Annotated in this window: 16 protein-coding genes; 14 read left to right on the top strand and 2 right to left on the bottom strand. The window is 72.3% G+C overall.

Annotated elements, in window-relative coordinates; all coding sequences use genetic code 11:
- Nucleotides 1-34 precede the first annotated feature (34 nt).
- From E1284_RS19505 to ilvC, 3 genes are read left to right on the top strand one after another with little or no spacing between them, the layout of a single operon-like run.
- Entirely contained in the window at nucleotides 35-1906 is a 1872-nt protein-coding gene (locus tag E1284_RS19505; protein ID WP_279433054.1) for an acetolactate synthase large subunit, read from the top strand.
- A gap of 5 nt (nucleotides 1907-1911) precedes the next feature.
- Complete coding sequence (gene ilvN / locus E1284_RS19500) at nucleotides 1912-2436, top strand: acetolactate synthase small subunit (protein WP_131940901.1); 525 nt, start codon at nucleotides 1912-1914, stop codon at nucleotides 2434-2436.
- 42 nt (nucleotides 2437-2478) lie between these two features.
- Nucleotides 2479-3462 carry a ketol-acid reductoisomerase gene (ilvC, locus tag E1284_RS19495; RefSeq protein WP_131940919.1) on the top strand — a complete coding sequence of 328 codons (984 nt, stop codon included), beginning with the start codon at nucleotides 2479-2481 and terminating at the stop codon, nucleotides 3460-3462.
- Between the two features lie 65 nt (nucleotides 3463-3527).
- Here the strand turns inward: ilvC and E1284_RS19490 are convergent, their stop codons facing one another.
- Complete coding sequence (locus E1284_RS19490; protein WP_243714596.1) at nucleotides 3528-4415, bottom strand: hypothetical protein; 888 nt, start codon at nucleotides 4413-4415, stop codon at nucleotides 3528-3530.
- A gap of 139 nt (nucleotides 4416-4554) precedes the next feature.
- Between E1284_RS19490 and E1284_RS19485 the strand changes: the two genes are divergently transcribed.
- The 11 genes from E1284_RS19485 (at nucleotide 4555) to E1284_RS19435 (ending at nucleotide 17905) form a co-directional block, all read left to right on the top strand.
- The gene (locus tag E1284_RS19485; protein ID WP_131940899.1) at nucleotides 4555-5154 is read left to right on the top strand and encodes a PadR family transcriptional regulator; all 600 of its coding nucleotides are present in this window, start codon (nucleotides 4555-4557) and stop codon (nucleotides 5152-5154) included.
- Nucleotides 5151-5867, top strand: coding sequence for an ABC transporter ATP-binding protein (locus E1284_RS19480; RefSeq protein ID WP_131940897.1), 717 nt, complete (start codon nucleotides 5151-5153; stop codon nucleotides 5865-5867). The genes E1284_RS19485 and E1284_RS19480 overlap by 4 nt, the downstream gene beginning before the upstream one ends.
- Nucleotides 5864-7837: an FtsX-like permease family protein gene (locus E1284_RS19475; protein ID WP_131940895.1), complete on the top strand. Its 1974-nt coding sequence runs from the start codon at nucleotides 5864-5866 to the stop codon at nucleotides 7835-7837. The genes E1284_RS19480 and E1284_RS19475 overlap by 4 nt, the downstream gene beginning before the upstream one ends.
- Nucleotides 7838-7925: 88 nt before the next feature.
- Nucleotides 7926-9458 carry a DUF2079 domain-containing protein gene (locus E1284_RS19470; RefSeq protein ID WP_131940893.1) on the top strand — a complete coding sequence of 511 codons (1533 nt, stop codon included), beginning with the start codon at nucleotides 7926-7928 and terminating at the stop codon, nucleotides 9456-9458.
- Between the two features lie 339 nt (nucleotides 9459-9797).
- Nucleotides 9798-10436 (top strand): thymidylate synthase family protein, encoded by a 639-nt coding sequence (locus E1284_RS19465; RefSeq protein WP_243714595.1) that lies wholly within the window; start codon nucleotides 9798-9800, stop codon nucleotides 10434-10436.
- Between the two features lie 182 nt (nucleotides 10437-10618).
- Nucleotides 10619-12208 carry a phosphoglycerate dehydrogenase gene (gene serA, locus E1284_RS19460; RefSeq protein ID WP_131940891.1) on the top strand — a complete coding sequence of 530 codons (1590 nt, stop codon included), beginning with the start codon at nucleotides 10619-10621 and terminating at the stop codon, nucleotides 12206-12208.
- 504 nt (nucleotides 12209-12712) lie between these two features.
- Nucleotides 12713-13396 (top strand): (2Fe-2S)-binding protein, encoded by a 684-nt coding sequence (locus tag E1284_RS19455; RefSeq protein ID WP_131940889.1) that lies wholly within the window; start codon nucleotides 12713-12715, stop codon nucleotides 13394-13396.
- A gap of 43 nt (nucleotides 13397-13439) precedes the next feature.
- Nucleotides 13440-14489: a 3-isopropylmalate dehydrogenase gene (locus tag E1284_RS19450; RefSeq protein ID WP_131940887.1), complete on the top strand. Its 1050-nt coding sequence runs from the start codon at nucleotides 13440-13442 to the stop codon at nucleotides 14487-14489.
- 163 nt (nucleotides 14490-14652) lie between these two features.
- A complete protein-coding gene (locus tag E1284_RS19445; protein ID WP_131940885.1) occupies nucleotides 14653-15756 on the top strand; it encodes a branched-chain amino acid aminotransferase in 1104 nt (367 codons plus the stop codon).
- A 233-nt stretch (nucleotides 15757-15989) separates the two neighbouring features.
- Nucleotides 15990-17567 (top strand): citramalate synthase, encoded by a 1578-nt coding sequence (gene cimA, locus E1284_RS19440; RefSeq protein ID WP_131940883.1) that lies wholly within the window; start codon nucleotides 15990-15992, stop codon nucleotides 17565-17567.
- A 56-nt stretch (nucleotides 17568-17623) separates the two neighbouring features.
- Complete coding sequence (locus E1284_RS19435; RefSeq protein WP_131940881.1) at nucleotides 17624-17905, top strand: GNAT family N-acetyltransferase; 282 nt, start codon at nucleotides 17624-17626, stop codon at nucleotides 17903-17905.
- Nucleotides 17906-17908: 3 nt separating this feature from the next.
- Here the strand turns inward: E1284_RS19435 and E1284_RS19430 are convergent, their stop codons facing one another.
- Nucleotides 17909-18769: a Crp/Fnr family transcriptional regulator gene (locus E1284_RS19430; protein WP_207923845.1), complete on the bottom strand. Its 861-nt coding sequence runs from the start codon at nucleotides 18767-18769 to the stop codon at nucleotides 17909-17911.
- Between the last annotated feature and the right edge of the window lie 18 nt (nucleotides 18770-18787).

Raw genomic sequence — 18787 nt, 5'->3', positions numbered from 1 at the left:
CCCGTGCAGAGCACTTTCACCATCCTCGTAGTACTTGGCCGGCGCGCGGGCTGACCAAGCTTCTCGTCCTGCGCGCCTCCCCTCGACCGCTCCACGGCGGCGGGGGTTTTTTGTTGCCCGGCGAGCCAAGACTCACTCCCCAAGGAACCGCAGAATCATGACGACCGAACAGATGACGGGAGCCCAGGCGCTGGTGCGCGCCCTGGAGAACGTCGGCGTCGACACCGTGTTCGGCATTCCGGGTGGCGCGATCCTCCCGGCGTACGACCCGCTGTTCGACTCCAAGAAGCTGCGCCACATCCTCGTCCGGCACGAGCAGGGCGCCGGCCACGCCGCCCAGGGCTACGCGATGGTGACCGGCAAGGTGGGCGTCTGCATGGCCACCAGCGGCCCCGGCGCGACGAACCTGGTCACGGCGATCTCCGACGCCTACATGGACTCGGTGCCGATCGTGGCGATCACCGGCCAGGTCGCGTCCTCCCTCATCGGGACGGACGGCTTCCAGGAGGCCGACATCGCCGGCATCACGATGCCGATCACCAAGCACAACTTCCTGGTCACCAAGGCCGCCGACATCGGCCGGACGATCGCCGAGGCGTTCCACATCGCGGGCACCGGCCGGCCCGGCCCGGTCCTGGTCGACATCGCCAAGGACGCGCTGCAGGCCACCGTCGAGTTCGAGTGGCCCGTCCAGCTCCAGCTGCCCGGCTACCGGCCCGTGACCCGGCCGCACTCCAAGCAGGTCCGCGAGGCGGCACGGCTGATCGTGAACGCCGAGCGGCCGGTGCTGTACGTCGGCGGCGGGGTGCTGAAGGCCGGCGCGTCCGCCGAGCTCAAGGTGCTCGCCGAGCTGACCGGCGCGCCCGTCGTCACCACGCTGATGGCCAAGGGCGCGCTGCCCGACAGCCACCCGCTGCACATGGGCATGCCCGGCATGCACGGCGGCGTCGGCGCGGTCGGCGCGCTGCAGCGCTCGGACCTGCTGGTCACCCTCGGCGCCCGGTTCGACGACCGGGTCACCGGCAAGCTGGACGGGTTCGCGCCGCACGCCAAGGTCGTGCACGCCGACATCGACCCGGCGGAGATCTCCAAGAACCGGCACGCCGACGTCCCGATCGTCGGGGACGCCCGCGAGGTCATCGCCGACCTGATCGTCGCCGTGCAGAACGAGCACGAGCAGGGCCACAAGGGCGACTACACCGACTGGTGGCGGCAGCTCGACGCCTGGCGCGAGACCTACCCGCTGGGCTACGACACGCCGGCGGACGGCTCGCTGTCCCCGCAGTACGTCATCGAGCGGATCGGGGCGATCGCCGGGCCGGACGCCTACTACGTCGCGGGCGTCGGCCAGCACCAGATGTGGGCCGCGCAGTTCATCAAGTACGAGCGGCCGGGCGCGTTCCTGAACTCCGGCGGGGCCGGGACGATGGGCTACGCCGTCCCCGCCGCGATGGGCGCCAAGGTCGGCGCGGCCGACACGACGGTGTGGGCGATCGACGGCGACGGCTGCTTCCAGATGACCAACCAGGAGCTCGCGACCTGTGCGATCGAGGGCATCCCGGTGAAGATCGCCGTGATCAACAACGGCAACCTCGGCATGGTCCGGCAGTGGCAGACGCTCTTCTACAACGAGCGCTACTCCAACACCAACCTGCACGCCGCCAAGCGCATCCCCGACTTCGTCAAGCTCGCCGAGGCCTACGGCTGCGTCGGGCTGCGCTGCGAGAAGGCCGAGGACGTCGACGAGGTCATCGCCAAGGCCATGGAGATCAACGACGCCCCGGTCGTGATCGACTTCGTGGTCCACAAGGACGCCATGGTCTGGCCGATGGTCGCGGCCGGCACCACCAACGACGACATCCAGATCGCGCGGGACATGGCGCCCGAGTGGGAGAACGGAGACTGACCCCGATGAGCCTGCACACCCTCTCGGTGCTGGTGGAGAACAAGCCCGGCATCCTCGCCAGGGTCGCGGCGCTGTTCTCCCGGCGCGGCTTCAACATCGAGTCCCTCGCGGTCGGCACCACCGAGCACCCGGACATCTCCCGGATGACGATCGTGGTGAACGTCGCCGGCCTGCCGCTCGAGCAGGTCACCAAGCAGCTGAACAAGCTGATCAACGTCCTGAAGATCGTCGAGCTGGACTCCTCGGCGTCCGTCCAGCGCGAGCTCGTCCTGGTCAAGGTGCGCGCCGACGCGGAGACGCGGTCGCAGGTGCTGGAGACCGTCAACCTGTTCCGTGCCAAGGTGGTGGACGTCGCACCGGACGCCGTCACCATCGAGGCGACCGGCAACCGTGACAAGCTGGACGCCTTCATCAGGGTCCTGGAGCCGTTCGGCATCAAGGAACTGGTGCAGTCGGGCATGGTGGCCATCGGCCGCGGCGCCCGGTCCATCACCGACCGCTCGCTGCGGGCCATCGAGCGCAGCGCGTGAACTCACCTCATAACAACGAAAGGCGACAGCACTGTGGCTGAGATGTTCTACGACGACGCCGCCGACCTGAGCGTGATCCAGGGCCGGCACGTGGCGGTCATCGGCTACGGCAGCCAGGGGCACGCGCACGCGCTCTCCCTGCGCGACTCCGGCGTGGACGTCCGGGTCGGGCTCCGCGAGGGCTCGGCCAGCCGGGAGCTGGCGGAGGCCGAGGGCCTGCGCGTCGTCACCCCGGCGGAGGCGGCCGAGGAGGCCGACCTCATCATGCTGCTGGCCCCGGACCACCACCACCGGGAGATCTTCGAGAAGGACATCAAGCCGGCGCTCGTCGAGGGCGACGCGCTGTTCTTCGGCCACGGCTTCAGCATCCGCTACGACCTCGTCCAGCCGCCGGAGGGCGTGGACGTGGCCATGGTCGCGCCGAAGGGCCCGGGGCACCTCGTCCGCCGCCAGTTCGTCGCCGGGCGCGGCGTGCCGGTGATCGTGGCCGTGGAGAAGGACCCGTCGGGCAACGCCTGGCCGCTGGCGCTCTCCTACGCCAAGGCGATCGGCGGGCTGCGCGCGGGCGGCATCAAGACCACCTTCACCGAGGAGACCGAGACCGACCTGTTCGGCGAGCAGGCCGTGCTGTGCGGCGGCGTCTCCGAGCTGATCAAGACCGGGTTCGAGGTGCTGACCGAGGCCGGCTACCAGCCGGAGGTCGCCTACTTCGAGGTCCTGCACGAGATGAAGCTGATCGTCGACCTCATGTACGAGGGCGGCATCCACAAGATGTACTGGTCGGTGTCCGACAACGCCGAGTACGGCGGCTACAGCCGCGGCCCGCGCGTGATCACGCCGGAGACCAAGGCCGCGATGAAGAAGATCCTCGGCGAGATCCAGTCCGGGCAGTACGCCAAGGAGCTGGTGGACGAGTTCGAGGGCGGCCAGAAGCAGTTCCAGCAGTACCGGGACGAGCTGGCCGCGCACCCGATCGAGAAGACGGGCGCCGAGCTGCGCCCGATGATGAGCTGGCTGAACGACTGACCCGCATCGTTCACCTGCGGCGTGTTGTTGTCATCCGCGTGCGGATGACAACAACACGCCGCAGCTCAACGGAAGCGGCGCAGGAGTCTGGCCAGGGGGGACGTGCCGCCGGGCGCGCCGGTCACCAGCAGCGCCAGGTGGCCGCCCTTGGTGAAGTAGACGGCGACGTCCTTGGCGCCGGCCGCCCGCCGCTGCGGGCCGGTCCGCAGCCCGCCGGCGCGGACGGCGCCGAAGCGGGCCTCGCGGGTGACGCCGAGCGCGGTCGCCGCGACGTGCACGTCCCAGCGCCCCGGTTCCACGGCGGCGGGGTCGGCGACGGCCTCGAACCCGCGGGCGCCGTCGGGCCGGGGGACGGCGGGGAAGCCGTGCTCCCTGCCGGACGTCCGCTCCCGCAGGATGAGGTCGACGGCGGTGCGGTTCGTCTCGACGCGCTGGAGTGCCGCGACGCCGCGGATGCGCACCTGGCGGCCCTGCCAGCCGACCGCGTCCAGCCGGTGGTCGACGCCGACCTCGGTGGTGATGTCGGCGTCCTGGCGGGGGACTCCGCGCAGGTAGGGGTACATGGCGTAGATGCGGCCGCCGACCACGACGGCGCCCGCCGGGCTGCCCTCCGCCTCGTCGCGGATCAGCCGCTCCAGCTCCTCGCGCAGGCCGTGCCGGATGCAGAAGGCCCGGAGCCGGGCGGACGCGGGCAGCGCGGCGCGGACCGCCTCGCTCAGCCCCTCCTCGCCGAGGACGCGGCGGGTGCCGTCCACGAGCCGCTCCCGCTGGAGGCGGTCGAGGCTCAGGTAGCGGTGGTCGTACACGCCCAGCACGTCGCGCAGGACGCTGGCGTGGCAGTCCGATGCGTCGTCCGGAGCGGACTCCGGGGCGTGTTCCGGGGCGTGTTCCGGGGCGTGTTCCGGGACGTGGTTCGGGGTCGCTGCGGAGTCCGAGGTGCAGTCCGAGGTCACGGGTCTCTCCTGATCGGCCGGGGACACAGGTCACGTTAAGGCTCCGAGTCGTCGCTCACAGTGAAAACTCGGCGGTGTGTCCTTGTGGATGCATACTCGGTATTGCCCAAGGGATACTCGGTATGCATACTTGGTAGGCATGTCAATCCGTCACGGCCTGCTGGCACTGCTGTCCCAGGGGCCCCGCTACGGCTACCAGTTGCGCGCCGAGTTCGAGTCCTTCACCGGCGCCACCTGGCCGCTCAACATCGGGCAGGTCTACTCCACCCTCTCCCGGCTCGAACGCGACGACCTCGTCACGCGGGTCGGCGCCGACGACGAGGGCCGCTTCGTCTACCGGATCACCCCGGCGGGCGAGGAGGACGTCCGGCGGTGGTTCGCCACCCCGATCGTGCGGGCCGACCGGCCCCGCGACGAACTGGCGATCAAGCTCGCGATGGCCGTCACCGCCCCGGGCGTGGACGTCGCCGCCGTCGTCCAGGCGCAGCGCACCGCCACGCTGCGCACCCTCCAGGACCTCACCCGGCTCAAGGCCGACGCGCCCGCCGTCCCCGCCGACCAGGGCGACCGCGCCTGGCGGCTGGTCCTGGAGTCCATGATCTTCCAGGCGGAGGCCGAGGTGCGCTGGCTGGACCACTGCGAGACCTACGTCGTCCGCGCCGAGCCGCCCGCCCCGTTCGCGCCCGCCGAGGCGCCCGCCGAGGCGCCCGCGCACACCGGCGAGGAGGCGCGGCGATGAGCGTGCTGTCCCTGCGGGAGGTGTCCCGCGACCACGGGAGCGGCGCGGCCCTCGTGCACGCCCTCGCCGGAGTGACGATGGACGTCGCGGCGGGCGAGTTCGTCGCGGTGATGGGCCCGTCCGGCTCCGGCAAGTCGACCCTGCTGACCCTCGCCGGCGGCCTCGACACGCCCACGTCCGGGCAGGTCGTCGTGGACGGCGCCGACCTCGGCGGGCTCGGCCGGGCGGCCCGCTCGGCCCTGCGCCGCCGCTCCGTCGGCTACGTCTTCCAGGACCTCAACCTCATCCCCAGCCTCACCGCGGCCGAGAACGTCATGCTGCCGCGTGAGTTGGACGGCGTCCGCGCCCGGCAGGCCCAGCGGGAGGCGCGGCAGGCGCTGGAGGAGGTCGGCGTCGGCGAACTGGCCGACCGGTTCCCCGACGAGATGTCCGGCGGCCAGCAGCAGCGCGTCGCGATCGCCCGCGCGCTCGTCGGCGACCGCCGGCTCGTCCTCGCCGACGAGCCGACCGGCGCGCTCGACAGCCACACCGGCGAGGACGTCATGCGGGTCCTGCGGGGCCGCTGCGACGCGGGCGCGTCCTGCCTGATGGTGACGCACGAGTCCCGGCACGCCGCCTGGGCCGACCGGGTCGTGTTCCTGCGCGACGGCCGGCTCGTCGACACCACCCCCGGCCCCTCCGGCCCCGAGAGCCTGCTGCAGGAGACGACGTGACCCGCTACGGATTCGCGCTGCGCCTCGCCCGCCAGGACGCGCTGCGCGCCAAGGGCCGCACGGCGCTCGTACTGGGCATGATCGGGCTGCCGATCTGCGCCGTGGTCGCCCTCGCCGTGCTGCGGGCCACCAGCACGGCCCTGGACCGGTCGGCCGGCGCGGAGCCCCCGTCCGCCGCCGAGAGCGCCGTGCTGGCGCTGATCGTCGCGATGATCGTGCTGGAGGTCGTACTGCTCGCCGGACCGGCGTTCGTGGTGGACGTCCGGCGCCGCCGCCGCGACCTCGCGCTGGTCGCCGCGTCCGGCGGGGAGGGCCGGCACCTGCGCGCCGTCGTGCTGGCGAGCGGGCTGCTGCTCGGCGGGACCGCCGCGGTCGGCGGCGCCGCGCTCGGGATCGCCGCCGCCGCCGTCGTCGCGCGGACCGCCGAGGCCCGCGGCGCCGAACCGCTCGGCCCGTTCACCGTGCCGTGGCTCCTCGTCGCCGTGACGATGCTGGTCGGCGCGGGCAGCGGGCTGCTGGCCGCGCTCGTCCCGGCCGCCCAGGCCGCCCGGACGGACGTCGTCGCCGTCCTGTCCGGACGCCGCGAGGCGCCGGCCGCGGCCCGCCGCGGCTGGCCGGTCGCCGGCGGCGTCCTCGTGGTCGCGGGCGTGGCGCTGTGCCTGGAGGGCGTCCGGAAATGGCGCGAGTTCGGCGCCGCGATCGGCGCGGCCGCGATCATCATCGGGCTCGTGCTCGCCTGCCCGTGGCTGGTCGGGGCGACCGGCCGGCTCGCGCGCCGGCTGCCGCTGCCGCTGCGCCTCGCCGTCCGCGACGCGGGCCGCAACCGGGCCCGGACCGCGCCCGCGGTCGCCGCGATCATGGCGGCCGTCGCCGGGATCACCGCGCTGGCCATCGGGGGCGCCAGCGACTTCCGGCAGGAGCAGATCGAGTACCAGGCGAAGCTGCCCATGGGATCGGCGCTGGTCAGGCCGCCGCTGGACCGGGCCGACACGGTCGGTGAGGCCGTCCGGCGCGACCTGCCGGGCGTGCCCGTCGTCACGCTGAAGGCCCTGCCGGGGCCGGACGGCGTCTGCGTGGGCGACGACTGGTCGAAGTGCCCCGCGGTCACGTTCGCCGCCGCGCGCGACGAGAACGCCTCCTTCGACCTCATGGACAACGTGGTCGGCGGCGCCCGCGAGGCGCGCATGGTCCTCGGCCGCGACGATCCCGCCGTCACCGCCGCGCTGGACGCGGGGAAGGTGGTCCTGTTCCGCGCCGCGCCCCTGGCCGGCGGGACGACCACGGCCAAGGTCTTCTACTGGGAGGACGACGAGGAGCACGTCGTCCGGACGGTCGAGGACCTGCCGGCCGTCGTCGCCGCCGGCGACCCGCACGTGCGGGCGATCGTCCCGCCGCGGGTCGCGGAGCGGATCGGGCTGCCCGTCCGGACCGAGGCGTTCGGCGTCGACCGCGCCGACCACCGCGTCACCGAGGCCGAGCAGGCGCGCCTGGACAGGACGCTGGACGGCTTCACCCGCAACGAGGGGTCCGTCTACGTCGAGCGCGGCTTCACCGGGTCGTTCGGCAAGGTCACCCTGCTGCTCGCGGCCGTCGCGGCGGTCCTCGCGCTCGGCGGCTCGCTGATCGCCACCGGCCTGGCGTCCGCCGACGCGCTGCCCGACCTCGCGACGCTCGGCGCGATCGGCGCCCGCCCGCGCACCCGCCGGCTGCTGACCATGGGCCGGGCCGCGTTCATCGCCGCGCTCGGCTGCTGGCTCGGGATCGCGGGCGGCCTCGTCCCCGGCATCGCGGTGACGCGCCCGCTCACCTCCGACGTCGAGGTGACGGGAGCGGCGGCGCACGGTGCGATCGTGGACGTCCCCTGGCTGCTGCTGCTCGCGGTCGGCATCGGCATCCCGCTGCTCGTCGCGCTCGTCGCCGGGGCGTTCACCCGCTCCCGCCTGCCGATGGCACGGCGCATGGCGACCTAGGAAAAGCATGGTCATGTGAAGCGCGTCGCAGGGGAAACGCGCGGGCCGGACCCCGGCCGCGTGCCGGACCGGTGGTAGCGTCCGGCGCGTGGCCGAGGTCGTCGTGGCGCAGGGGGCCGCCCGCGAGATCCCCGCCGGCACCGGGGGAGCCCCCCGGCGGCGCCGCCTGCTGATCGCCGCGCTCACCGCGGCGAGCGCGCTGCTGTACGCGGCGTACGCGCTGATGCGGCTGCGCGCCTTCCGGACCGGCAGCTACGACCTGGTGATCTTCGACCAGGCGGTCCGCTCCTACAGCCGCCTCGACCTGCCGGTCGCGATGGTGAAGGGCGTCCACAACGGCTTCGGGCCGGACTTCTCCGTCCTCGGCGACCACTTCTCACCGGTCCTCGCGCTGCTCGCGCCGCTCTACTGGATCCACGACGGCCCGGAGACGCTGCTGGTCGCGCAGGCCGTGCTGTTCGCGCTCGCGATCTGGCCGATCTGGCGGTACGCCGAGCGCAGGCTCGGCGCGGGCGCCGCCTACTGCGCGGCCGGGGCGTACGCGCTGTCCTGGCCGATCGCCGAGGCGCTCGCGTTCGACTTCCACGAGGTCGCGTTCGTCCCGCTGCTGTCGGCGCTGCTGGTCGAGCGGCACGACGCGGGGCGGCGCGTCCAGGCGGCGGTGGCGGCGTTCGCGCTGCTGCTGGTCAAGGAGGACATGGGCCTCCTGCTCGCCGGCTTCGGCCTCTACCTGCTCACCCGCCCGGACGAGCAGGACGGCGAGCGGCGCGGGCCGCGCGACCTGCTGCCGAGGGGCGACCGGCGGGCCGGCCTCGCCTACGTCGTGGTCGGGCTCGTCGCCACCTGGCTCTGCTCGCGCGTGCTCATCGCGGCCTTCGGCGGCGACAACGCCTACTACTGGGCGTACGGCGCGCTCGGCCCGGACGTGCCGCACGCCGCCGTCCACGCGCTCACCCGGCCGTGGGACGTCGCGGCGGTGCTCGTCGACCCGCCGCAGAAGGTCGCGACGATGGCGCTGGTCGTCCTGCCGCTGCTCCTGCTGCCGCTGGCGTCCCCGCTGACCCTGACCGCCGTGCCGCTGCTGGCCGAGCGGATGCTCGCGAGCCGGTTCGGCAACTGGTGGGAGCCGCACTACCACTACAACGCGTTCATCATCGCCGTGCTCGTCCTCGCGGCGGTGGACGGGGCGGCGCGGCTGCGGGGGCTGCCGCGCCGGCGGCGGGTCCCGCCCGTCCTGCCGATGGCCGCGGTGCTCGCCGCGACCCTCGCCTGCGTGCCGTTCTTCGCCTACAAGCACCTGGCCGACCCGGCGCTGTGGCGGCAGAACGAGCGGGCCCGCGCCGCGTCGGCGGCGGCCGCGCGGATCCCCGACGGCGCGCTCGTCGAGGCGGCCAACGGCGTCGGCCCCGCGCTGACGTCCCGCGCCCGCGTCCTGCTGTGGGACCGGCGCTCGCGCGGGGCGCCCTGGGTGGTCGCCTACGTCGGGCGGCTGGAGTTCCCCTTCGGCTCGGTCGCCGAGCAGCGGCGGCGCGTCGCCGAACTGGAGGCCGCCGGGTACCGGCAGGTCTTCCGGCGGGACGGCTACCTCGTGCTGCACCGGGACGTCCCCGACCCGTGGTGATCCGCGCCGCGATCGTTTGGACGGATTGTCCAGTGACTGATGGACGACAACACGGTCAGAATGCCGGTGAAGATACCGTTCGGATAAATATGCCTACCGTTTTTGGGCAGGTTGCCTGATACTTGAAGAAAGCCGTGACGGCCGCGGCCGGCGCGGGGAGTACCTGCGCGAACACTCCTGTGACCGCCGCCGGAGCGGATCTTGGGGCAGTGTGCATGAGCGGTGCGAGGCTGATCGGGGCCGAGGGAGGGCCGTCCGGCGGAGACGGCGCGCAATTCCCGGCGGGTGCGGCAATGCGGCGGACGGGAAAATCCCTGAATAACGGTGCGGAGTCATGACATGCCGGCGCAAGGGGACAAGGACGTCCGGCGCTGGGAGACCTGCGGGCAGGCGTGGATCGGTGTCCTGCGGCACGTGTGGACGGCCGGCGAGGCCGGGCTGGAGGACGGCGGGCCCATCATCGAGGGGCCCCCGCTGCTGTTCGAGATCGCCTCGCTGAGCTGGGAGGACCCGATCCTGCGCGAGTACGGCGACCGGACGCGGCTGGTCCGGCGCGCCCAGGAGCGCACCCGCCGGGTCGTCCGCGGGCGGTACTGGCCGCGGCTGCACGACCTGGACGGGCACGACCAGATCCAGTGGGTGGTGGACCTGCTGCGGGCCAGGCCGTGGACGACCAGCGCGTGGATCTCGCTGACGATCCCGGGCGAGCCGGCCGACGGGCTGCCGGCCCTGACCGCGCTGTCGTTCCGGATCCGCGGCTACCGGCTCGGCATGACGGCGATGTTCCGGTCGCAGAACGTCCACCGCGGCTACCTGATGTACATCCCGCTGCGCGAGGTGCAGACGGGGGTCGCCGAGGAGCTGGGGCTGCCGGCCGGGCCGCTGCGCGTGTTCGCGGACGTCCCGCACATCCACGTCGAGGACGCCGAGCGGGTGGCGTCCGTGCTCGCGGCCGTGCCGGAACCGAACGCGGCCTGACAGACCAGGGCGAACCCGTGCGGAGCGGTAGTTACCGGTGAGTCTTTCCCTGCCGCGAACCGCCGTCGCCCACGGGTTATAGACTCGGCTGCCGGGGGCGAGGGCCACGACGAGGTGACTCGCGACTTCACCTGCACGCACAGCACGCACATCACTCTCACTTTCCGAAGGACTGTTTTCTCTTGAGCAAGCCCGTCGTCCTCGTCGCAGAAGAACTCTCCCCGGCCGGCATCGCCGTGCTGGAGGCCGACTTCGACGTCCGCCACGTAGACGGAAGTGACAAGGCGCAGCTGCTGCCCGCCGTCGCCGACGTCGACGCGCTGATCGTGCGGAGCGCCACCAAGGTCACCGCCGAGGTTTTCCAGCACGCCAAGAAGCTGCGGGTCGTGGCCCGCGCCGGCGTGGGCCTCGACAACGTCGACGTGGAGGCCGCCACCAAGGCCGGCGTCATGGTCGTCAATGCGCCCACGTCCAACATCGTCACCGCCGCCGAGCACGCGATCGCGCTGCTGCTCGCCACCGCCCGCAACGTGCCGCAGGGCCACGCCGCGCTCAAGCAGGGCGAGTGGAAGCGCTCCAAGTACACCGGCGTCGAGCTGCAGGGCAAGACCGTCGGCGTGCTCGGCCTCGGCCGCATCGGCGTCCTGGTCGCCCAGCGCCTCGCCGCCTTCGACATGAACGTGGTCGCGTTCGACCCCTACGTGCAGGCCGCCCGCGCCGCGCAGCTCGGCGTGAAGCTCGTCACGCTGGAGGAGCTGCTCCGCGAGAGCGACTTCATCACCGTGCACCTGCCGAAGACGCCCGAGACCCTCGGCCTCATCGGCGACCGCGAGCTGCAGCAGGTCAAGCCGTCGGTCCGGATCGTCAACGCCGCCCGCGGCGGGATCGTCGACGAGGAGGCCCTCGACCTCGCGATCAAGGACGGCCGGGTCGCCGGCGCCGGCATCGACGTGTTCAGCACCGAGCCGTGCACCGAGAGCCCGCTGTTCCACCACGACAACGTCGTGGTCACCCCGCACCTCGGCGCCAGCACCCACGAGGCGCAGGAGAAGGCCGGCACCCAGGTCGCCCGCTCGGTGAAGCTGGCGCTCTCCGGCGAGTTCGTGCCGGACGCGGTCAACGTCCAGGGCGGCGCCGTCGCCGAGGACGTCAAGCCCGGCCTGCCGCTCGCCGAGAAGCTCGGCCGCATCTTCACCGCCCTCGCCGGCGGCGTCCCCGTCCGCCTCGACGTCGTCGTCCGCGGCGAGATCGCCGAGCACGACGTGAAGGTCCTCGAACTCGCCGCGCTCAAGGGCGTCTTCGTGGACGTCATCGAGGAGGCCGTGACGTTCGTCAACGCGCCGCTCCTCGCCCGCGACCGCGGCGTCGAGGTCACCCTCACCACGTCCGAGGACAGCCCCGACTGGCGCAACGTCGTCCAGGTGCGCGGCACCATGGCCGACGGCGCCGTGGTCTCGGTCTCCGGCACGCTCACCGGCCCCAAGCACGCCGAGCGGATCATCGAGATCAACGGCTACAACATGGAGCTCGTCCCGACCGAGCACATGGCGTTCTTCTCCTACGTCGACCGCCCCGGCATCGTCGGCGCCGTCGGCAAGCTGCTCGGCGACGAGCAGGTCAACATCGCCGGCATGCAGGTCGGCCGGGACGTCAAGGGCGGCAAGGCGCTGATCGCGCTGACCGTCGACTCGGCCGTCCAGCCGCAGCTCGTCGACGCCATCACCAAGGAGGTCGGCGCCGACATGGGCCGCCGGGTGGACCTCGACGGCTGATTCGGGGGTCTGGGGGTCGCCCCCCAGAATGACTCGACGGCTGACCTGCCTGAGGGGAAGCCTTCCGCCGCGGGCGGGCGTGCCGGGTGCGCCGGCACGCCCGCCCGCGGCGTTTCCCATCCGGCATCCGTCCCGCATGCTGAGATTTCTCGCCACGAGTCGGGACAACTTCGCCGGACCGGAGGTAATCTCGCAGGTAGTCATGCGGCGCTTCGTAGTAATCCTTCGCTGCCGCAGCGGGGCCTGAACATCGGCAGGCCGGCACCCGCTGCGGAGGTTCTGCCTGGCCGTGAGTCCGATTCCCAGCCGGACCGTGCGAACCACGGACTCCCGGCGGCCCTCTCGCCACAGCTCAGCGAATCAGGAGCACACTCATGAACGACACCTGGACCAACACCCCGGCCGACGAAGCCGAAGAAGAGGCCGCCCGAGCCCTGCAGACCGCTCTGGACCGGCGAGCCGACTAGCGCTTTCTCCTCCTTCACGCGTGTGACACTGGGGGCTATGCCGATCGGAGCCGCCCCCGCCGAAGTCGCGCGGGTGCTGCGGGACGTCGCCCGGCTCGGGCCTTACTTCGAGATATGCACGACGTTGGACGGGCCTGAGGCCGTGTGGCGGCCGCTTTCGGGTGATGTCGGGCGGTTGCAGGCGCTCACCGGTGACTACGCGGAGCGGCTCGGAGTAGGGGAGTCGCGAGTCGCGGGCTCGTTGGTGTTCCAGGGGCTCGCGGCGCGGTTGTGGTCGCCCGTCGTCGCCGCGGCGGCGGCCGGGGTCGTCCCCGACCTGGGGCCGCTGCGGTGGCGGTGGGCGCCCGGTGAGCCGATCCGGCTGGGGCTCGCGGAGCCGGGCGGATGGCAGGCCGGAAGCCTTGCGGAGGCCGCTGACCTTGTTCATCGCGTGGTCGTGGACGGGCAGTTGCGGCCGCTGCGGGAGGCCATGGCGAGCGTTGTGAAGCTCGCGGACGGACTCGTGTGGGGAAACGCGGCTTCCGCGTTGGCCGGAAGTCTTAACGTTGGGCCGGTCAGCGGCACAAGGGCCGAGTTGGTGCGGGCGCTGCTGGCCCTGGAGCCGCTGGCTGGGGCCGGGCACTTCGGAGCGGACGGGTTCGTCCGGAACAACTGCTGCCTGTACTACCGGGTGCCCGGCGGCGGGATGTGCGGAGATTGCGGGCTCTTGACCGGATCGTGAGACGGAAGCCCACGCACTGAGACGTTTGCAGTAGAGTGCGCGCATGGCTTCGCGCAGCATTCGTCTGGCCGTCATCCCGGGTGACGGGATCGGCCCCGAGGTGGTCGCCGAGGGACTGAAGGTCCTCGACGCCGTGTCCGGTGACCTCACGTTCGACCAGACCCCCTACGACCTGGGCGCCGCCCGCTGGCACCGGACGGGGGAGACGCTGCCCGACTCGGTGCTGGCCGAGCTGCGCGAGCAGGACGTCATCCTGCTCGGCGCGGTCGGCGACCCGAGCGTCCCCAGCGGGACGCTGGAGCGCGGGCTGCTGCTGCGGACCCGGTTCGAGCTCGACCACTACGTCAACCTGCGGCCCGTCAAGCTTTTCCCGGGCGTGCAGACGCCGCTGGCCGGCGTGACGACCGACGACATCGACATGGTCGTCGTCCGGGAGGGCACCGAGGGCCCGTACACCGGTGTCGGGGGCGTGCTGCGCAAGGGCACGCCGCACGAGGTCGCCACGCAGGAGAGCGTGAACACCGCGTACGGGGTCGAGCGGGTCATCCGGTACGCGTTCGAGGTGGCGGCGTCCCGGCCGCGCAAGAAGCTCACGCTGGTCCACAAGGACAACGTCCTCACGTTCGCCGGCGACCTGTACCAGCGTGTCCTGAAGCGGGTCGGCGAGGAGTACCCGCAGATCTCGACTGATTACGTCCACGTCGACGCGGCCACCATGTTCTTCGTGAACCAGCCGCAGCGCTTCGACGTCGTCGTCACCGACAACCTGTTCGGCGACATCATCACCGACATCGGCGCCGCGATCGCGGGCGGGATCGGGCTCGCCGCGTCCGGCAACGTCAACCCCGACCGCACCGCTCCGTCGATGTTCGAGCCGGTGCACGGCAGCGCGCCCGACATCGCCGGGCAGGGCAAGGCCGACCCGACCGCCACGATCCTGTCCGTCGCGATGCTGCTCGACCACATCGGCGAGGGCGGCGCCGCCCGCCGCGTCGAGCAGGCCGTCTCGGACGACCTGGCCGAGCGCGCCGGGCTCGGCGCCCGTTCCACGTCCCAGATCGGCGACGCGATCGCCAAGCGAGTATCCGGATAGGGCACGCCGCCTGTCCGGCCGGACCGGGTGTGCCCTCGCGGCGCGCCCGGTCTTCGGCATGCGCCGCGTGGAGGAGCAGGTCTACACGAAGTACGACAATAGGGACTAAGGAAGCCGCAGCGGCGATGGGGCCGCCCGGCGATCCGCGAGAGGACGAACCGCGATGAGCGACACCCTGGACTTCGAGATCACGCGCACCGAGCGGCCCGCGACCGCCGCCGAGCGCGCGGCGGTCCTGGCCGACCCCGGCTTCGGCCGGCACTTCACCGACCACATGATCACGATCAGGTACTCGGCGGAGCGCGGCTGGCACGACGCGAAGCTCGAACCGTACGGGCCGATCCCGATGGACCCTGCCTCCCAGGTGTTCCACTACGCCCAGGAGCTCTTCGAGGGCCTCAAGGCCTACAAGCAGCCGGACGGGTCCATCGTCACCTTCCGGCCGTACATGAACGCGGCCCGGATGAACCGGTCGGCCAAGCGGATGGCCATGCCCGAGATCCCCGAGCAGCTGTTCGTGGACGCGATCGAACTCCTCGTCCGCACCGACAAGGAGTGGGTCCCCGACACCGAGGGCCACAGCCTCTACCTGCGGCCCTTCATGTTCGCCACGACGCGCGCCCTCGGTGTGAACAGCCCGGCGAACGAGTTCCTGTTCATGGTCATCGCGTCGCCCTCCGGGCTGTACTACCCGCGCGGGATCAAGCCGGTCTCGGTGTGGCTGTCGCAGGACTACACGCGCGCGGCCCCCGGCGGGACGGGCGAGGCCAAGTTCGGCGGCAACTACGCGGCGTCCTTCGCCGGGCAGGCCGAGGCCGTCGCGCAGGGCTGCGACCAGGTCGTCTGGCTCGACGCGGTGGAGCACCGCTGGGTCGAGGAGGTCGGCTCGATGAACCTCATGTTCGTCTACGGGACCGGCACGCAGGCCCGGCTGCTCACCCCGGCGCTCACCGGCACGCTGCTCGCCGGCGTCACCCGGGACTCGATGCTCAAGCTCGCCCCGGACCTCGGCGTCCCCACCGAGGAGGGCAAGATCAGTATCGACGAGTGGCAGGCGGGCTGCGCGTCCGGCGAGATCACCGAGGTGTTCGGCTGCGGCACCGCCGCGATCATCAGCCCGGTCGGCCGGGTCAAGGGCCGGGACCGGGAGTGGACCATCGGGGACGGCGAGCCCGGCGAGGTCTCGATGCGGCTCCGCCAGGAGCTGGTCGGCATCCAGTACGGCACCCGCCCGGACCCCTACGGCTGGGTCCACAAGATCGTCTGACCTGCGGGTCCGCGGGCCCCGGCGCGCCGCGCGCCGGGGCCGCCGTCTCATGATCCGAGACGGCCGTCCCGAGCACGGGAATCGTGTGGCAGACTGGGATCATCATGCGCAGCAGCCTCGTCATTATCGGCTGGCGCGCCGGCAGCTAACGGGACACCGCCGGCGCGCAGACCTCTCACGTCCGTGAGGGGTCTTTTTTGTGCCCTGGCGCCACCCTCTGGGGGTTCTCACCTATGCAAGGCGACGCGTTCCACGTCTACGACACCACCCTGCGCGACGGGTCGCAGCAGGAGGGGCTCAACCTCTCCGTGCCCGACAAGCTCGCCATCGCGCGGCACCTCGACGACCTGGGCGTCGGCTTCATCGAGGGCGGCTGGCCGGGCGCCAACCCCAAGGACACCGAGTTCTTCAGGCGGGCTCGAACCGAGCTCGACCTGAGGCACGCGCAGCTCACCGCGTTCGGCGCGACCCGCCGGGCCGGGGTGAAGGCGGCCGACGACCCCCAGGTCGCCGCCCTGCGCGAAAGCGGCGCGTCCGTCGTGACCCTGGTCGCCAAGAGTCACGACAGGCACGTCGAGCTGGCCCTCCGCACCACCCTTGAGGAGAACCTCGCGATGATCCGCGACACGGTCTCCCATCTGCGTGCGGAGGGCCAACGAGTCTTCCTGGACGCCGAGCACTTCTTCGACGGCCACAAGGCCAACCGCGCCTACGCGCTGGAGGCCGTCCGCACCGCCGCCGAGGCCGGCGCGGACGTCGTCGCGCTCTGCGACACCAACGGCGGCATGCTGCCGGACGAGCTGGCCGAGGTCGTCCACGAGGTCGTCGGGTACGGGGTCCGCGTCGGCATCCACTGCCACGACGACTCCGGCTGCGCGGTCGCCAACACCCTCGCCGCGGTGAAGGCGGGCGCCACCCACGTGCAGGGCTGCGCGAACGGCTACGGCGAGCGCAGCGGCAACGCCAACCTGTTCACGGTCGTCGGCAACCTGCAGCTCAAGCGCGGCATGAACCTGGTGTCGGACGCGCAGCTCGCCGAGATGACGCGGATCGCGCACGCCGTGTCCGAGGTCACCAACGTCGCGCCCAGCTCGCAGCAGCCCTACGTGGGCGTGTCGGCGTTCGCGCACAAGGCGGGGCTGCACGCGTCCGCCGTCAAGATCGACCCGGACCTGTACCAGCACATCGACCCGGCCGCCGTCGGCAACGACATGCGGATGCTGGTGTCGAGCATGGCGGGGCGCGCGTCCGTGGAGCTGAAGGGCCGCGAGCTCGGCTACGACCTGTCCGGCGAGAAGGCCAAGGCCGTCGTCGCCAAGGTCAAGGACCTGGAGTCCACCGGCTACACCTTCGAGGCCGCGGACGCCTCGTTCGAGCTGCTGCTGCGCGAGGAGCTGACCGGCGTCCGGCAGCGGCACTTCGAGGTCGAGTCGTGGCGGTCGATCGTGGAGCGCCGCCCGGACGGCTCCATGGTCAGCGAGGCCACCGTCAAGCTGCACGCCAAGGGCGAGCGGATCATCGCGACCGGCGAGGGCAACGGGCCCGTCAACGCCCTCGACAACGCGCTGCGCCTCGCGCTCGGCCGCCTCTACCCGGAGCTGGCGCGGCTGGAGCTGGTCGACTACAAGGTCCGCATCCTGGAGGGCGCGCACGGCACCGACGCGCGGACGCGGGTGCTGATCGAGTCCGGCGACGGCGAGCGCGAGTGGGGCACCGTCGGCGTCGAGGACAACGTCATCGCCGCGTCCTGGCAGGCCCTGGAGGAGGCCGTCACCTACTGCCTGCTCCGCGCCGGCCACGAGGCGGGCTGAGCGGCGCCGGGAGGGGCGGCGGGGAATCTCTCCACGCGATTGGGCATTATCGGGGCATGAGCACCGAGATCACCGACAATGCCGGGAAGAACCGCTACGAGGTCAGGGTGGACGGCGACCTCGCCGGATTCGTCGACTACGAACGGGAGGAGGGCTCCGTCGTCCTCGTCCACACCGAGGTCGACTCGGCGTTCGAGGGCAAGGGCATCGGCAGCGCGCTCGCCCGCGGGGCGCTGGACGACATCCGGGGCAAGGGCGGCACGGTCGTCCCGGTGTGCCCGTTCATCAAGAAGTGGATCGAAAAGCACCCCGACTACCAGGACCTCGTGGCGTCCTGACGGTCACACCGCGCGGAGCTGGGACCCGCCGCCCTCCAGCATGAGCCACGCCGGCAGCGACGCCTCCTTCAGCCTGACCCGGACCCGCGAGTAGCGGCCCGGGTCGACCAGGCCGGGGGCGGGCGTGATCACCGTGTCGAACACGAAGTCGGACGTGACGAAGGCCAGGTCGGCGCCGGTCTCGGCGACGCGCCGCTTCACCGCCGGCGCGTCCACCATCCGCCGCGTGGTGATGATGGAGATGCCGGACACGCCCTTCGGCCCGCGCTGCACCGGCCCGACGTGCAGCGCGGCCCGCAGCTGGAGCCGGGTCGCCTCGGCGGCGCGCCGGTTGTGCCGCCGCAGCGCCGCCGCCAGGTGCGCGAGCATCGGGTCGACGACCCGGTCGGTCGGCGTCGTCGGCGGGACGATGACGAGCGCGCCGTCGCCGCGGTCCTCCTGGTAGAGGCGGCCGAGGTCGAGGCCGGAGGCGGTGAACGCCTCGCCCATCAGGTCGTACATCGCGCCGAGGACGTACTCGCGGTCGGCGTCGGTGCGCGCCGGCGAGCTGAACGACGTGATGTCGGTGATGAGGATCGAGCAGTTGCCCTGCACGTCGCCGAAGTCGTGCTTCTCGATCTGCCGCCGGTAGACCTGCTGCTCCAGGACGCCCCGCACGCGCGGGTGGGCGTCCAGGAAGGCCCCGAAGTCGGGGGCGTCGATCCGCAGCGCCTGGACGTCGCCGTCCGCCGTCACGGTGGCGGACCGGTCCCGGATCATCAGCGCCGCCCGCTCACCGACCAGCTCCCCGGCGCCCCGGAACGCGATGATCCGCTGCTCGGCGCCCTCCCGGACCCACACCCGCGTCCAGCCGGACAGGATCACCACTGTCTCTTATGCCCC

It is taken from the genome of Actinomadura bangladeshensis (assembly GCF_004348335.1).
Taxonomy (GTDB): Bacteria; Actinomycetota; Actinomycetes; order Streptosporangiales; family Streptosporangiaceae; genus Spirillospora; species Spirillospora bangladeshensis.
This window is presented reverse-complemented; position numbering and strand designations above follow the sequence as displayed.

Excerpts from the sequence above, each read along its gene's own strand:
- E1284_RS19445 (WP_131940885.1), top strand. The coding sequence starts at position 14,653 with ATGAGCGACACCCTGGACTTCGAGATCACGCGCACCGAGCGGCCCGCG.
- E1284_RS19480 (WP_131940897.1), top strand. The coding sequence starts at position 5,151 with ATGAGCGTGCTGTCCCTGCGGGAGGTGTCCCGCGACCACGGGAGCGGC.
- E1284_RS19465 (WP_243714595.1), top strand. The coding sequence starts at position 9,798 with ATGCCGGCGCAAGGGGACAAGGACGTCCGGCGCTGGGAGACCTGCGGG.
- E1284_RS19485 (WP_131940899.1), top strand. The coding sequence starts at position 4,555 with ATGTCAATCCGTCACGGCCTGCTGGCACTGCTGTCCCAGGGGCCCCGC.
- E1284_RS19455 (WP_131940889.1), top strand. The coding sequence starts at position 12,713 with ATGCCGATCGGAGCCGCCCCCGCCGAAGTCGCGCGGGTGCTGCGGGAC.
- ilvC (WP_131940919.1), top strand. The coding sequence starts at position 2,479 with ATGTTCTACGACGACGCCGCCGACCTGAGCGTGATCCAGGGCCGGCAC.
- E1284_RS19450 (WP_131940887.1), top strand. The coding sequence starts at position 13,440 with ATGGCTTCGCGCAGCATTCGTCTGGCCGTCATCCCGGGTGACGGGATC.
- ilvN (WP_131940901.1), top strand. The coding sequence starts at position 1,912 with ATGAGCCTGCACACCCTCTCGGTGCTGGTGGAGAACAAGCCCGGCATC.
- E1284_RS19435 (WP_131940881.1), top strand. The coding sequence starts at position 17,624 with ATGAGCACCGAGATCACCGACAATGCCGGGAAGAACCGCTACGAGGTC.
- cimA (WP_131940883.1), top strand. The coding sequence starts at position 15,990 with ATGCAAGGCGACGCGTTCCACGTCTACGACACCACCCTGCGCGACGGG.